The sequence below is a fragment of the Bacillus sp. FJAT-47783 genome, assembly GCF_022808615.1.
Lineage (GTDB): Bacteria > Bacillota > Bacilli > Bacillales > Aeribacillaceae > Bacillus_BZ.
In genome coordinates, this window is sequence record NZ_JAKZKS010000011.1 from 99,637 (window position 1) to 115,725 (window position 16,089).

The following is a 16,089-nucleotide window of genomic DNA, read 5'->3' on the forward strand; positions in this document are numbered from 1 at the left end:
CCAACATGGCAGAAGACAAAACAAAAAGACCTTTGCCACGTATGGGCAAAGGTCTTGCTAGACATGGTTTCATGCCAACAAAGCCGATGGAGAATTCTCCATGAAATGACGACTTTGTTTTCAGAGTAAGTACTCTGAACGCTACTCCCCTTTTACCGAAAGCCGATAATTTTGTTAATTTAATTGTATATGAGTTTTAGAGGAACCGTCAAGAGACAAACATACATTTTATTCATTTTTGGCTGTTTTGGGAACATTATCCTTATTTACAGAAGGTTTGATGACTTTATTTTTTCAAAAAATCTTGTATGGTGATCGAACGAATTTGATGGTTCCGCCTGTAAAAAAATATAAATAAATATAAACAAAAGGCCAGTAGAGCGAACGGGAAAAACCATATGTTTAAAAATTGTTGAACTTGTTTTACATTCCCTCCAAGCATATAGCCTAAATAAATGTACAAGTACGTAATCGGAATCATCGCTAAAAAAGTATACAATGTAAAGGTTCCCACGTTCATTTTGGCTATTCCACAAGGCAATGAAATAGCCGTGCGAACCCCGGGTATAAAACGGCCGGTAAACGCAACAAATGCACCGTGCTTTTCGAAAAACATCTCGGATTTTGCCAAGCTTTTTTGTGAAAGAAACATATATTTTCCATACTTTTCAAGAAAGGGTCGTCCAGCAAAATAACCTAGTGCATAAAAGGTTAAAGGTCCTGTTGTTCCCCCAATTGTACCGGCAATGACCGCCCAAAACATGGACATTTCTCCTTTATAAACCCAGTACCCAACTAAAGGCAATACGATTTCACCAGGAACAAATTCAAACGTTAATGCAATCATCACACCGACATATGACAGATCCTTAAACCAACCGAGCATCGCCTGAAACAAACTTTCCATCTATGTCTCCTCACACGTTCGTTATAGTACAAGATATGTTTGACGAGCAGTTCTAATTCCAATTGTTCTTCATACGTTTAATTATACCTTGTCATTTCGAAACTAGGCGATACGAGGAGTGTCAAACATGGATTGGATGCAAGCGATTATATTAGGGTTCATTCAAGGGATGACCGAATTTTTACCAATTAGTAGTACAGGGCACTTATATATTGGGCGGATGCTCGTAGGCCTTCAAGAAGCTGGTTTATTTTTAGATACGATGCTGCATATTGGTACATTTTTAGCTCTCATCGTTTTTTATAAAGAAGTCTTGTTTTCAATAGTAAGAAACCCTTTTAGTAAATTAACGTTTTTATTAATAATCGGGACAATTCCTGCCGTCATTGTTGGATTGTTATTCTCGGATTTTTTTGACGAAATTTCTAAAACAGGAGAGACGATCGGATGGGAATTTCTCATGACAGGGGCCTTTTTATGGTTTGCTGATTCGGCCAAAAACGGCTCTAAACGACTTGAACATATTTCATGGCTCGATTCCTTTATTATCGGTTGCTTTCAAGCTCTTGCGATATTCCCTGCCGCCTCCCGTTCAGGACTCACCATTGCCGGTGCATTATTTCGAAAAATTGAGAAGGAAACTGCCGCGTATTTCTCTTTTTTACTCTCTATCCCAGCGATATTTGGAGCTATCACCATACAATCACTTGAACTATTTAATGGACACGTCCAACAAATTTCTTTTATGTCATTATTTTTTGCTACATTGTCGTCCGCCATTTTCGGTTATATTGCCGTTAAATGGATGATCGCCTTTGTTAAAAAATATTCACTAAAGATTTTTTCTTTGTATGTGTGGGGATTAGGGATTCTTCTATTACTCTTTCAGTAAATGTATAATGAATCATCCCAAAAAAAAGATTTGGCGATCATGCCAAATCTTTTTTTATTTTATTTCCAATAGGCCATTGACCGCTTTTTCATCATGTTACGATATTGTTCTGTCGATTTTTTTAACACTTCGCCACTCGCAAAATCAACAATCACACCATAGCGACGAATTAAATCCAATTGATCAATTTCTCCTTGCTTATACTTATGATAAACAACATCAATCTCTTCATTTAACCATTGTCTGCGATGTTGTTGAATGTACTTGCGTGCTTCGATCGTCGCATCCTCATCAATTTCAAAAAGGTCTAACTCACGATCAATTTCTTGAATAACTACACCGTAATCTTTTTCCGCACGTTCAATGGAAACATAGCCGTCAATTACATCCTCGAGCACAGCTTTCGGATCTCGCTCAAGCGGATCTCCTAGTCCACCGCCACCGGCTGAAGGTCTTGTAAAGGAATCTCCCTCTTTAATTTTCACATTGGAAAAAATAGCCCCTAAAAACGCTTCATCTTCTTTTCCTTTATTTAACCATGCACCGTGAGGAGAAGACGGTAATCCACCGAAAATGCCCCATGTTACCGAACGAGAGCGGTCACAGCAATAAGACATAACGGTATCTCGTGCATTCGTAAGAACTCCTCCTTTTTCAACACCGCAGCCGCCTCGATACTTTCCGGGTCCCCCTGAATCTGTTACAATTTCATGGTTTGTTGTCACAACAGGCGATAGTCTTTCTTGACCTTCACAAGGCTGGATGCTTAAGCCCACCCCGAACACCGGTGAAAGGGCATTCGCACCATCTCTATCGCTACGGCCACCATGACCTCCTGCCATCCAGTCATACCACATAAAGTAATTATCATACCCTTTTCGTTTATCCCAGCCGCCAATTAGCAAGTATTCTAAATTAAACGAACAGGCCAAAGCCCGCTCAGGCATTACATGAGACCATAACTCAAAACAAGCATTCATTATTTTTTCATAAGCACCTGAACAAAAACCTGTTACCGCAACAGGCCACGGTGCATTGACGACTGAATTTTCTGGAAGTTCTACACAGACAACACGATAAAACCCTGAATTTAACGGCACATCTGGGAAAAATGTTTTTGTACCGGCATAGGCGGCTGACATCGAAGACCCAAAAGCTGAATTTAAAAAGCAGCCAATATAAGGATGTGATCCTGCTAAGTCATAATAAATTTGATCATCATCAATCGTCATTTTAACGTGGATTGGAATAAGCCCATCGCCTTCTTCTGGGTCCATATCAATATAATCTGTTGTTTCCCAAACACCGTTTGGCAGTTCTTTTACTTTTGCTTTTGTTAGACGTTCAACATAATCCTGCACTTCTTCGAAGGCTGTTAAAACGGTATCCAGCCCGTATTTTTCAACGAGATGTATGAGCTGCTGCTCGCCTACTTTTGTTGCTTCCGCTTGCGCTCGTAAATCTCCTAATCTTTCTTCAGGAACGCGCATATTCCCTACAAGCATATTGGCAACATCGTGTAAATAATGACCTTTACTCCAAACACGAAGTGGTGGAATGCGAAGCCCTTCTCCGTAATGGTCTTTTGAGTTGACATCGAAGGAGCCGGGAACAGAGCCTCCCATATCAGACCAGTGACCATTTGACTGCATAAAGGCAATCAATTTTCCTTCATAAAAAACCGGCCGGACAATTCTTGTATCATTAAAATGTGTACCCCCACGATACGGATCATTAATTAAAAACACATCACCAGGATGTATATCATCACGAAAATCTTCGATCACTGCTTTTGCCGTTAAATGCAAGGTGCCTACATGAACTGAAATATCCTGTGTTCCTTGCATGACGGTATTTCCCTTTGCATCGCATAAACAAGAGCTGAAGTCTCGATTATAAATAACAAAAGAATAGCACGTTCTTAAAATTTGCTCTGACATTTGGTCAACTAAATTAACAAAACCGTTTTTTAATACTTCAAAGGTAACTGGATCAAGTTTACTTTCAAATACTTTACTCATACTGTTCACCTCTTTATTTAATTTCGTATCATTATTCATTTACCGAAACAGCATTTTTTTCTTCTTGAGTATGTTGTGTTCCGCTTGGAACATGAAATGACATAATAAGGTTTTTATAGTCATCTACTTTCACTTTACATTTCGGCGGCACAACGATGGTGGAATCTAACTGTTCGACAATGGCCGGGCCCATGAATTCAGAGCCAACAGGAATCTTTTTACGATCATAAATCGCTGTCTCAACAAATCCTCCTGCTTCTTCAAAATATACCTCTCGCTGTTCTTTTAGCGCATCTTCTAATGTACCTGTAGGCTTTTCTTTCGGAAGATTTGGCTTTGGAACCGTTCCGATTGCCTCAACACGCAATCCATAAATTTCGATGCCTTTTTCACGGTCGGAAAAGGCAAATTCCCGTTCATGTTCTGCATGGAATTGTTCAAGTGCGTCTTCTAACGAGTGAATCGGTCTGCCTACTGGAACAGATAAAGTTCTCCATTGTCCAACATAGCGCATGTCGACATAACGAATTAAATTCATATTTTCTGTCGCAATTCCCTCTTCTTCTAATAAAGAAACCGCTTCCTTTTCCATACTGATAAACTCATTTTCAAGTTCATTCTTCGATAGATGTTCCACATTCACTACATATGTTTTCGTTACATCATGACGGACATCAACTAATAAACACCCCATTGCAGCCGCGACTCCAGGATGTGCCGGAACAATGACATTTGGAATACCCATTTCCTTTGCTAAATCTGCACAATGGAGGGCACCAGCTCCACCTAGAGCGACAAGGGCAAATTCACGCGGGTCATAACCGCGACGAACCGAAATTAATCGAAGGGCATCACACATATTTGCATTGGCAACTTTTAAAATGGCATTTGCTGCTTCATACATGTTATAGTCAAAACGATTTGCAATATTTTCCTCAATGACCTTTTTCGAAGCTTCTTTGTCTAATTTCATTTGTCCGTCTAACAGCTCGGTATTTAATCGCCCAAGCACTAAATTAGCATCTGTATTCGTCGGCTCCTCTCCGCCTCGGCGATAACAAGCAGGCCCTGGCTCTGCTCCAGCACTTTGCGGTCCATTTCGCAACGAGCCACCTTCATCAATCCATGCTAAACTTCCTCCCCCTGCACCAATTGTTAAAATTTCAATGCTTGGGAAGCCAATTGGATAACCATACTCAATATACCAATCTTTTGTAATCCGTAAGTCGCCGTCATACATTAATGAGATATCCGTACTTGTTCCTCCCATATCAAGCCCGATTGCATTTTTGAATCCGCATAGATTGGCAATATATTTACTCGCGATGGCTCCGGCAGCAATTCCCGAGCTTGCAAGACGCGCTGCGTAACGCGGAACCGTTTCGGACGTCATGACACCGCCACCGGAATGAAGGACTAAAATATCGTCATCATACCCTTTTGCTTTCATTTCTTCCTCGAGAACTTTAATGTAGTTGCTTACGGTCGGCCCTAATACCGCATTAACAATTGTTGTACTCATCCGTTCATGCTCAAAAATTTCAGGTAATGTATCACTTGATGTACAAATATAAACATTTGGTAGTTCCTCTTGTAAAATTTCTTTTACCTTTGCTTCATTCACTGCATTTACATATGCATTCATGAAACAAACGGCAATCGATTCAACGTTACGCTTTTTTAACTTTTTTGCAAGCACTCGTACTTCAGCTTCATCAACAGCCTTTATAAGCTTACCTGAATAATCAATACGCTCATCGACTTCAAAACGATCTCTACGACGGATATATGGCGGCGCCACATCGTTGTATGCATCCCATAAATCCAATTTTGTTCCGCGACGAATTTCCGGGACATCTCGAAAGCCTTTCGTTGTAATTAAGGCTGTTTTCGGTAGTTTCCGTTCAATTAAGGCATTTGTTCCAACTGTTGTCCCATGTGAAAACATCGCAATTTCATCACCGGTAATGCCCGCTTTTTCTATTCCGTTTATAATCCCTTTTTCCGGATTTGACGGTGTTGAAGAAGTCTTTGTTACAAAAATTTCTCCTGTTTGTTCATTAAAAACAAATACATCTGTAAAAGTACCTCCAACATCAACTGCTACACGATACTTGCTCATAAAACCGCCTCCAATTTAAAATATAATTATATTCTTATTTATGAATATAAACTCTTTGAATCTACCTATTCGATTCACTCATCTCTGTGATATCACCCTCCATCCGTTATAACGACCAATACTCGTACTATCTGGGGATACCCAGACACTTTTTAAACGTATCATCTTCTTTCTTGCCTATCTCCTTATCACTTCCTCATTCGTAGTACTTTTTGGAGAAATAATATTGGCCATCTGTACGTTCATCTCCTATTCGGATATTCTTAAATCTAGCATTATTCCCTTTCCTATGATCACCACCTCCTTTAAGTTCCAACAAAAATATTAAATCTTATTAATTTTCAAACTATTTTTCGTGCTAAAATCTTAGCATCTTTTAGTTTCATAAAATATTTAGTTCTTCTACCATTTTTTTTATTTGGATTTGTTTATTAATACGTATTTGAATCGCTTGATTTACTGTAACTGCATGAAAACGTATAACGGACTTTGGTCTTGCTTGTGAAAGGATACTTAAGTCTGGACTGATGACAGTGCCAATTGTTACATACCCTCCTCCACCTGTTGCATCATTTAATAAAACGATAATCTCTTCATTATTAGGAACTAAAATTGAGCCAATTGGGTAAGCAATGTCAACAATATTAGCGGAGCTTTTTCCAGATCCAAATGGTGGCTCAAAATGATTGTAGTCGATGACAGCTCCTTTCAGTCGATAAGCTACCCGGTTTGATTCCATTAAAACTTCCCATTCATGATTTAAAAAGCTTTTCACCCCATAATCACTAACTCTTTCACTTGTTAATCCCATGACGACACGAACATCAACATTTCTTTGAAAGTGAGGAATCTTATCTAGTGGAATGTGTTTTCCAACATGTTTAAAAACACCAGGTAATGGCTCGCTGTATTCGATTACATCTCCCTCTTTAACTTTGCGGCCAAGGAGACCTTCAAACTCACTGAAAACATAGGCTGAACGGCTCCCTAACATTTTCGGTATTGTAATCCCTCCTGAAATACAAAGGTATGTACAAACACCATCTTTTGTAGACGAAAACGCTAAAATGTCTCCTTCTTTTACGGCTACTGTTTCCCACATCGGGATTAAATGGTTATTTAAATAGACATCAGCTGGTGCACCCGTAACGACAATCACAGTTCTTTTGTGAAATTGAATTTTTGGCCCTAATAACATGACTTCTAGCGCTGCACTATCAACAGGGTTTCCTAATAACAAGTTTCCTAGTTGAAACGAGTATTTGTCACTAGCTCCTGAAGGTGGTACCCCTAAATGGTAATAGCCATATCGCCCCATATCTTGAATCGATGTATGAAATCCACCATCTAAAACTTCAAACACATTAAAATCCCTCCATTAATTCTTGAATATATTGTCTTTTCTTTTGAACGTATTCTTCAGCTGAAAAATCAATGGTTTTTGATTTATATTGATAAGAACCCTCTTTTACTTTCTCACGAATTTGATAGAATTCTTGCTCATTTACAGAACGATACTTCCACAAGTTACCAGGATTCGCTAAAAAGTATGAATCATTAAAATCCTTTAAATATCTCTTTTGATCATATACAGGCACCGCTGACATCCCAATAAGCTGATAACTTCCAGATGAGCGTGATGGATAGATAACGGTAAATGCGCCGCCAATACCTACAGCTTCCTTTGGGGTATCAGTTCTCGGACTATAATATTTCGGTGCTTGAATCATCTCTTCATGCGAAAGTCCTAGCGGAAATCCCCAAGCTGTTCCAGGGATAAATCCAAGCATTGTAATTAAGTATGGCATTCTTGAATGCGCCTCTATAAACTCTTCTTTATAATGAAATCCATTTACCTTCATGACATATTCAAAATTTGATCCTTGAGGATTTTGGTGTCTTTGCTTAAATTTTTCAGCATATTCGCGTGTCAGCGGGTCGTCATACCAAATTGGAATTTCGATCATTTTACTTTTTAAATTTAATTCGGAAATATTGCTTTTTGTACAATCAATTTCACGTAAATAATCAAGTAAATCATATGGAGAGATTAAATTAGGATTATATCGAACAAGGTATGAAGCATTTGCTGGATAGATTTCAATAATTCCAGGAATATTTCGTTTTCGTAATTCATTTGTTATGGCAATTGCTTTAAAATTGCTTTCAGCACTCATGTCTTTCGCTATTTCTGCATAAATATATTCATCCCCACATAGATCGAAGCGTGTTTCAGGAAAAGTAAACAACTCGTTTCTCTCCTTTAATTTAATACCTTCTTCATTCGTCTGCTAATCGTAGATGGACTGATTCCTAAAACTTCTGCTGCTTTTGCTGCAGTCCCATATTTATTTATCGCTTGCTTAATTAATTGGCTTTCAACTTCATCCACTGCATCTTTTAGCGGCATTATTCCATATACAGATACAAAAGATTCCTCATTCTCTATTTCAGACTGATAAATAATTTGATAGACATCCTTTTGCTGAATAACGACTTGCTTCGTTGTAACGACTAACCTTTCAACAACATTTTGTAGTTCACGAACATTCCCTGGCCAACGATAGCTTTCTAATAGTTGTAATGCTTCTCTTGAAAATCTTTTTTCTTTCCTATACTTCTCGTTAAGCTGCTGTAAGAAATATAGTGATAAAGAAATAATATCGTCCTTTCGTTGGCGAAGTGGTGGAATAAATATTGGAATAACATGGAGTCGGTAATACAAATCTTCCCGAAACTTTTTTTCATAAACCATCTTTTTTAAATCACGATTTGTAGCGGCAATGATTCGAACATCAATTTTAATCGGCTTTATCCCGCCAACTCGAACGATTTCTCGTTCTTGTATGACTCGTAATAGCTTTACTTGCATATGGAATGGCATTTCAGTAATTTCATCAAGTAAAACGGTTCCACCATCTGCTGCTTCAAACAAACCAACTTTCCTTTCAACTGCACTCGTAAACGCCCCTTTTTCATGTCCAAACAATTCACTTTCTAATAAATTGTCTGGTATGGCACCACAGTTAACACTCATAAATGGCTTGTCTTGTCTATCACTTAATGAGTGCAAATGGCGAGCAAATACTTCCTTTCCAACCCCCGATTCTCCTATAAGAAGAACTGTAGAGTCGACAACGGCGATACGTCCCATTTCTCCAACGAGGCTTTTCATCTTATTCGAGCGATAAACAAGCGGCTTTTCCATAAGAGTTGATTCAGAATGATTATTCGTTTGAGCGACTGCTAATTCTTCTTTTAACCGATCAACTTCTGTAATATCACGAGAAATAACGACTACCTTTTGAAATTCTCCATCTTTATAAATAGGTGTTGCGGTTGACCAAATTTTCGTTTTAGCGTTTTGTTGGACGATGCTAACTTTTTTCTCTTCTTTTATACATTGGCTCACAACATTTGGTGTAAAGAACCCTTCTTTTTCTAAGTCATAGACATTTGCACCAATAAGAGGCTCTTGTGTATCTACATGCCAGAAATCTTTCAAAAAAGTTCCAGCTAATCTTGTAATGACACCGTTAAGATTCACAACTAGAATTTGTTCATTTGAAGAAGAATAAATCGCCTGAAAATCTTCATTTAATTCCTTTACAAATTCTAATTCATTCACTGCTTCTTTCCAATGTTCTTGAAGATAAAAAATATGAACGATGCCATTCACTTTCCCCTCTTTATAGATGGGTGAAAAGTGGCCACTCATCTGCTTAAAATTAAACGAGCTCTTCACACTGATAAGACGTTTCCCCATAAGCACTTCTTGGATATCCTCTTCTACCGTTATCAATGTTTTGTAATTACGACCGATTAAAAAAGAACGGGACAAACCGAGAATATTTTCGGCCACTTCATTCATAAATATAATTTCAAAATCATTATTCGTTGTAATAACTCCAAATTCAGCACTATCAATGCTTTTATTCATATGTTCAAGCATTAAACGATTCATTTCATGACGTGCATCGACAACGGTTGTATATCCAATAACATGATTTTCCTTGTTCACTCCTATAATACAATCGCTGTTATGATAAAATTCGATCGGTGCGTAGTCACGAACCTTTAAAATATTTGTTTCGTATTGAACTGTTTGCTCAAGGTGACCCATTAATTCAATTTGTTTACAAAGTGACTGATAATCAATATATCCTACTATTATTTCTTGTTCATAAACAAACCCTATCTCAGCGTTTGCTTCTATTAATTTCTGTATCGCTTCTTTTATCAAACAGTTCTTTTCGATTTTCACCGGAATCGCCTTTAATATTTCCCCCCACTTCATGCTCGTAACCCCCTTTTATAACCTGGAACAAAACGTTCAACGCCATAGGTAGTTAATAAATGTTTGATACTATTATAATGAAAGGAGGAAATTTGAGTAAATAGAAGCATTTAATGACTTGTTACACAACTGCAACGTACAATACGACACGCTTAATTAAGGGTATATTAAGTGTATCAATGTGTATACATCTTACTTTTTAGCTCTCTACCCTAATAACAGCAATCTCTTGTCCAACTTCAACAATATCTTCATTTTCCACTTTAAATGATTCGATTGTTCCATCCTTTTCCGCTTTTACTTCGTAGAAGTTCTTCATGATTTCAACAAGTGCAATAATATCACCCGCTTTAACCTTTTCTCCTTCCTTTACACATATTTCTTCTTTAGGACTCGACTTAAGGTAAATGATTCCTGGTATAGGTGAAAACACGCTTTTATATTCGCTCATATTCGTCTTACCTCACAATACCCTTTTTTTAGGCCGTTTTCACAAACTTTGTTGCTAATTAACAAGTCGTGGGGAGTGGTTTATCTATTAATTTTTTTTTACTCCTCTATTTCTTTCTACTATTTCTTTCACCGTTCCTGTATCAACTTTTAATTTTGCAAATTTTATGCCAAATATTTAAATTTTCAAAAAATAATTATAAAAAGACTTCTTTTTTCTTGAACTGACAATGATTTCATTTATTGCATTTTCTTTGTCAAAGGTGAAATTTCAATTACATGTATTCAAATTTTCAGGGATATTCTTGCAAAAATGAAATATGATATTTCATTTTTGCAATAAAACGACGATGTTTACTTGAATACTGCTTTCAATCCGTATCTCTATTGTCATTTTTTTCTAATCATATTTCTTTTCTAGCAACCGATAATAAGATTATGTTTATTGTTTCTCAAGGAAGGAAGTGTCCGGCATGCATACGATGTGGAAAGGATCGATTCGGTTTGGTTTAGTCAATATCCCAATTAAGTTATTTTCAGCAACGGAAGATAAGGATATTAAGTTGCGACAATTACATCGTAACTGTCATACACCGATACAATACGAAAAGAAATGTCCACATTGTGATGAAACAGTTTCCAATGATGATATTGTAAAAGGGTATGAATATGTTAAAGGGAAATTTATCGTTTTAACAGATGAGGAATTAAAAGAGCTAAAAGATGAACATGAAGATAAAACGGTCGAAATAAAAGATTTTGTTTCATTAGAAGAAATTGACCCGATTTATTATCATAGATCGTACTATTTAGGACCGGGAGAAAACGGGATTAAGGCATACGCTTTATTACGGGAAGCGTTACTTAAATCTGGAAAAATCGGCATTGCGGAGATTACGATTCGCTCTAAACAGCAGTTAGCTGTCGTGCGAGTGTATAACAATTGTTTAGTGATGGAAACGATTCATTATCCAGATGAAGTAAGAAGTGTCGAAAACGTTCCAAGCCTTCCTGAACAAACGACAATTGATGAAAAAGAACTATCTACTGCGATCATGCTCATCGACCAGTTGTCGACAACGTTTGAACCCGATAAATATACGGATGATTACAGGGAAGCACTAAAAAATAAAATCGAAGAAAAGATCAACCGAAATGAAGGCAAGGCTGTGGAAGAGGCGCCACGACAAAATGTTGTCGATTTAATGAGCGCGTTACAAGCAAGTATCGAACGGACGAAGAAAAAAGAAAAAGCTGCGAAGAAAGAAAACGCACCGAAAACTACTGAAAAGAAAAAGAAAACTGTCCGGAAAAAAGCTTAGGCGTTTGCTTATAAGGATGTATATCTACATTTTCACAAGTAACGAAAAATGGTATTTTTCCGGACTTATATCGATTGTTCAGCAATCCATTTCGCTGCATCAAGTAAATGCGGGAAGTGATAGTCTGCTTCTGGAACATCTTCTTCCCCAACTAAGATCGTTTTCACACCGGCTCTTTTGCCAGCAGTAATATCAACATCTCGGTCACCAATCATATAGCTTACTTCAAGATTAATATCATATTTATTTGCTAAATCGGTAATCATCTTCGGCTCTGGTTTGCGACAGGCACATCCGGCTTTTGGTGCATGCGAGCAATAAGCAATCTCTTTTATCGTTCCACCGTGCGTTTCGATTTCACGTAGCATTTTTTTATGTACTTCATGTAACTGCTGTTCTTTCATATACCCGAGGGCTATCCCCCCTTGGTTTGTCACAACAAATACGTCATAGCCGTGTTCATTTAATAAACGAACGGCATCCCCTACCCCTTCCAACAAGTACAAATCGGCAGGCTTGTTAACAAATTTGACACGGTCGGATAACACTTCATTGATGACACCATCTCGATCTAAAAATACAGCTTTATTCATAAAAAAACCTCCTTAAGGGTGAATAACATGAAACCGATGCTTCCAACGTTAACATCAAGACCTCCATTAGGCAATCAGTGGATTTTCGAACCGAAATATGATGGATTTCGCGCCCTTTTTCATCTCGAAAAAACATCCTACAAATTCATTAGCCGAAACGGACATGACATCACTTCATCTTTTCCAGAAATTGAGCAATTTGTTCAAGAAAATCTTTCATCCTTTACACCGTTTCTGCCACTTCTATTAGATGGCGAGCTCGTCTGTCTCAATTCCCGTTATAAAAGCGATTTTGAAGCCATTCAACAGCGAGGTAGACTCAAATCGAAAGAGAAAATTCGTGCTCATACGGACGACTTCCCTTGTCATTATGTCGTGTTCGATATTCTATCAATTAAAGGGGTGGATATAAGCAAAACACCGCTGATTGAACGGAAAGAAAAGTTACAGCAACTGTTTGACGTCCTTCATTTCCCATTACATGTATGTCCGAAAAAAGAAGGGCTTATACAATTAACCGAAATGAGTCGTGACTTTCAAACGTTATGGAAAAAAGTCGTTGCTGATGAAGGAGAAGGTGTCGTTGCCAAACAACTGAATAGTACGTGGGAAAAAGGGAAAAGAACGAAGCAATGGTTAAAAATAAAAAATTATCGAACAGCACTCTTTTTTATAACCGGGTATGATGAGTCTAATGGATATTTTCACATCGGCGTTCATCATCAAGGAAACATTCTATCGGTTGGGTCATTTACACACGGCATGAACGATGAAGAGCGGAACGCGTTATTGCACATTATTAAAGAAAACGGGACGAAAAACGGACATTTTATTGAACTCATTCCATCTATTTGTATTAAATTGAATTTTTTATCGTTTTCACAAGGACAATTACGGGAACCTTCTTTCCATTCTTTTGCGTTGGAATCACTATGGGAAGAATGTACACTTTTCCAACTAAAGATAGCCGGGAACCATATCCATAGAGACGTCCATTTTACACATCTTGATAAAGTCTTATGGCCAAAAACTCATTTAAAAAAAGACGATTATTTAGGCTATATGGCTGACGTTTCACCATTTATGCTTCCTTTTTTACAAAATCGCGCATTAACCGTTGTTCGCTACCCACACGGTTTGTCTGGCGAAGCATTTTTTCAAAAAAATTGTCCAGACTACGCTCCTTCTTTTGTCAAAACCGTAAAAATCGATCGCATTGAATATATCGTATGTGAAGATTTATCAACACTTATGTGGTTAAGTAATCAATTAGCGATTGAGTATCACATTCCATTTCATACGATTCATAACCAAAAACCAAAGGAAATCGTCTTTGATTTAGATCCACCGAGTAGGAACCATTTTCATTTAGCGATCCGAGCAACTCGAGAGCTAAAGGAATGTTTTGAAAGGTTCAATCTTGTTGCTTATCCAAAATTATCAGGTAATAAAGGAATTCAACTTCATATTCCTTTACCCTCTGAATCATTAACGTATGATGAAACGCGGGCGTTTACAGCTTTTTTTGCTCAATACTTAGTTGAACAATTTCCTCATTTATTTACGTCAGAACGATTGAAAAAGAATCGCGGAGAGCGGTTGTACGTTGATTATATCCAGCATGCACGTGGAAAAACAATTATATGTCCATACTCTGTTCGAGGCAATGAAAACGGGACTGTTGCAGCTCCATTGTTTTGGGATGAGGTACATGATCAGCTTGATGCTTCCACCTATACGATGGAATTTGTCCTTAAGCGGTTAAAAGCGCGCGGATGCCCGCTGAAATCATATTTTACTAACGGGCAAGATGAAGTAGTTAGAGCAATCATTGATCAACTGCGGCATTTGTGAATATTAAAAACCTTCGCAAACTCTATCAAAATACACCAAATTTATATCAAAAAGAAAATTTCTCATAAAAAGAAGGTTTTCGTAATTCAAAATAAATAACAAGACAAAAAACATTTAGCATTAAGCAAGAAGTTTCATTACAAATCCATAATTTCAATGTTTATTCAATCTTCTTCAAGCTTTTTAAATTAGTTAATATTTTAACAAAATATCTCATAGGGACTCTCTGCTTTGGCGATGTTCTTTATTTCCAAACAATACCACACAAAAAGAGAGTCCCTTTTCAATAGAATTTCCCATTAAACCTCCCGCCTGTCGGTTAGTGGATGTATTCTTTTTTTGTAATCAAAACAGCCTGGATCTTTGGCACCATCAAATTAAACATCATTTCAATTTAATTGTCAAATTCCCGCACTGCCTTTCAATCTCTTTTTCAAAGAGATCTTGCAGTTTTTTCGTAACTAATCCAGGAGCCCCGCTCCCCACTATTTTTCCTTCAATTTCTGTTATAGGAACAATTTCTGAAGATGTATTAGACATAAATACTTCATCTGCTTCATTTAAGACCTCCAGTGAAAAAGTTGATTCTTCGAACTTAATCCCATTTGCTCTACAAATATTTTTTATTATACGACGGGTAATACCATTAAGGATTAGATTTGTCGCAGGATGGGTTAGCACCTTGCCGTCTTTAACAATCCAGATATTGGATGAGCTTCCTTCTGTTATTGTATAACCTCGATGTTGAATCGCTTCGTAGCTACAGGCCTCATTCGCTTTTTGCTTAGCTATGATGTTGGCAAGAAGATTTAAGCTCTTTATATCACAGCGATTCCATCGAATGTCTTCAATCAAGATAGCTTTCACACCATTTTTCATACTATTAACTGGCCTTACCAATTCACGAGTATATGCCGTGAAAACAGGCAATAGCTCTCTGGGATATTCATGGTTTCTTGCCGAGACACCTCTTGTAAATTGCATATATACAATTCCCTGCTCCAGCTTATTTTTAATGATCATTACTTCCAGTAACTGTTTTAGTTCATCTACAGTATAAGGTATGTTTAAGTCTATCTTCTTACCGCTTTCAAGCAACCGATCAAGATGCTCTATTGGTGTGAACATTTTTCCATTATACACTCGAATTACTTCATAAACACCATCTCCAAATTGATAACCTCGATCTTCAATATCAACTTTCGCTTCTGAACGTTCGATAAACTTTCCATTCAATATGGCATATTCCATTTTATCTGCACTCTCCCACGTCTAGTTTTTTTGTATAATTCAATTTATATATCGTAAACCTCCCTGAAACCGTACCTAACTTTAACTTTATTTATTCGGATTGACCATCAACATGATGATATTCATTTATAAATTTTTTAAGATAGATTCATTTTCCAACCATTTTTTTGACACCTCCCGTAAGGAAAGAATACCTATAATCTTTCTACTCCTTTCCGAATGAATAATACATTAATAAATTTCAATTATTACTACTCAAACTTCGCACTTTAAAAAGTTAGTGCACCCATAGTGGTTCTAAGGTTCATTGGTGTAAAAAATGTTTATTGACAAATGATTCTAAAAATGCAAAAAACACCTCATTCTTTGGTATAGTGGAT

Annotated in this window: 12 protein-coding genes and 1 riboswitch; of the genes, 3 read left to right on the plus strand and 9 right to left on the minus strand. The window is 37.3% G+C overall.

Annotated elements, in window-relative coordinates:
* Positions 1-2: 2 nt before the first annotated feature.
* Positions 3-162, minus strand: a riboswitch (yybP-ykoY riboswitch).
* A 124-nt stretch (positions 163-286) separates the two neighbouring features.
* Positions 287-907, minus strand: a complete 621-nt coding sequence (locus tag MLD65_RS10140) for a DedA family protein (protein WP_243291746.1) — start codon at positions 905-907, stop codon at positions 287-289.
* A 127-nt stretch (positions 908-1,034) separates the two neighbouring features.
* Between MLD65_RS10140 and MLD65_RS10145 the strand changes: the two genes are divergently transcribed.
* Positions 1,035-1,799: an undecaprenyl-diphosphate phosphatase gene (locus MLD65_RS10145; RefSeq protein WP_243291747.1), complete on the plus strand. Its 765-nt coding sequence runs from the start codon at positions 1,035-1,037 to the stop codon at positions 1,797-1,799.
* A 59-nt stretch (positions 1,800-1,858) separates the two neighbouring features.
* Here MLD65_RS10145 and MLD65_RS10150 read toward each other — a convergent pair whose 3' ends face one another.
* From MLD65_RS10150 to MLD65_RS10175, 6 genes are all read right to left on the minus strand, one after another.
* Positions 1,859-3,820 carry a hydantoinase B/oxoprolinase family protein gene (locus tag MLD65_RS10150; RefSeq protein ID WP_243291748.1) on the minus strand — a complete coding sequence of 654 codons (1,962 nt, stop codon included), beginning with the start codon at positions 3,818-3,820 and terminating at the stop codon, positions 1,859-1,861.
* Between the two features lie 31 nt (positions 3,821-3,851).
* Positions 3,852-5,942 (minus strand): hydantoinase/oxoprolinase family protein, encoded by a 2,091-nt coding sequence (locus MLD65_RS10155; RefSeq protein WP_243291749.1) that lies wholly within the window; start codon positions 5,940-5,942, stop codon positions 3,852-3,854.
* A 382-nt stretch (positions 5,943-6,324) separates the two neighbouring features.
* Positions 6,325-7,305, minus strand: coding sequence for a 5-oxoprolinase subunit C family protein (locus MLD65_RS10160; RefSeq protein WP_243291750.1), 981 nt, complete (start codon positions 7,303-7,305; stop codon positions 6,325-6,327).
* Position 7,306: 1 nt separating this feature from the next.
* Entirely contained in the window at positions 7,307-8,191 is an 885-nt protein-coding gene (locus MLD65_RS10165; protein WP_243291751.1) for a 5-oxoprolinase subunit B family protein, read from the minus strand.
* Between the two features lie 14 nt (positions 8,192-8,205).
* Positions 8,206-10,239 carry a sigma 54-interacting transcriptional regulator gene (locus MLD65_RS10170; protein ID WP_243291752.1) on the minus strand — a complete coding sequence of 678 codons (2,034 nt, stop codon included), beginning with the start codon at positions 10,237-10,239 and terminating at the stop codon, positions 8,206-8,208.
* Between the two features lie 199 nt (positions 10,240-10,438).
* Positions 10,439-10,690 (minus strand): biotin/lipoyl-containing protein, encoded by a 252-nt coding sequence (locus MLD65_RS10175; RefSeq protein ID WP_243291753.1) that lies wholly within the window; start codon positions 10,688-10,690, stop codon positions 10,439-10,441.
* 472 nt (positions 10,691-11,162) lie between these two features.
* On the opposite strand from MLD65_RS10175, the gene ku reads away from it, so the two are divergent.
* Positions 11,163-12,011, plus strand: coding sequence for a non-homologous end joining protein Ku (gene ku, locus MLD65_RS10180; RefSeq protein ID WP_243291754.1), 849 nt, complete (start codon positions 11,163-11,165; stop codon positions 12,009-12,011).
* 65 nt (positions 12,012-12,076) lie between these two features.
* Here ku and MLD65_RS10185 read toward each other — a convergent pair whose 3' ends face one another.
* The gene (locus MLD65_RS10185; RefSeq protein ID WP_243291755.1) at positions 12,077-12,604 is read right to left on the minus strand and encodes a D-glycero-alpha-D-manno-heptose-1,7-bisphosphate 7-phosphatase; all 528 of its coding nucleotides are present in this window, start codon (positions 12,602-12,604) and stop codon (positions 12,077-12,079) included.
* Positions 12,605-12,631: 27 nt separating this feature from the next.
* Between MLD65_RS10185 and MLD65_RS10190 the strand changes: the two genes are divergently transcribed.
* A complete protein-coding gene (locus tag MLD65_RS10190; RefSeq protein WP_243291756.1) occupies positions 12,632-14,458 on the plus strand; it encodes a DNA ligase D in 1,827 nt (608 codons plus the stop codon).
* Positions 14,459-14,842: 384 nt separating this feature from the next.
* Here the strand turns inward: MLD65_RS10190 and dat are convergent, their stop codons facing one another.
* Positions 14,843-15,709 carry a D-amino-acid transaminase gene (gene dat, locus MLD65_RS10195; RefSeq protein WP_243291757.1) on the minus strand — a complete coding sequence of 289 codons (867 nt, stop codon included), beginning with the start codon at positions 15,707-15,709 and terminating at the stop codon, positions 14,843-14,845.
* Between the last annotated feature and the right edge of the window lie 380 nt (positions 15,710-16,089).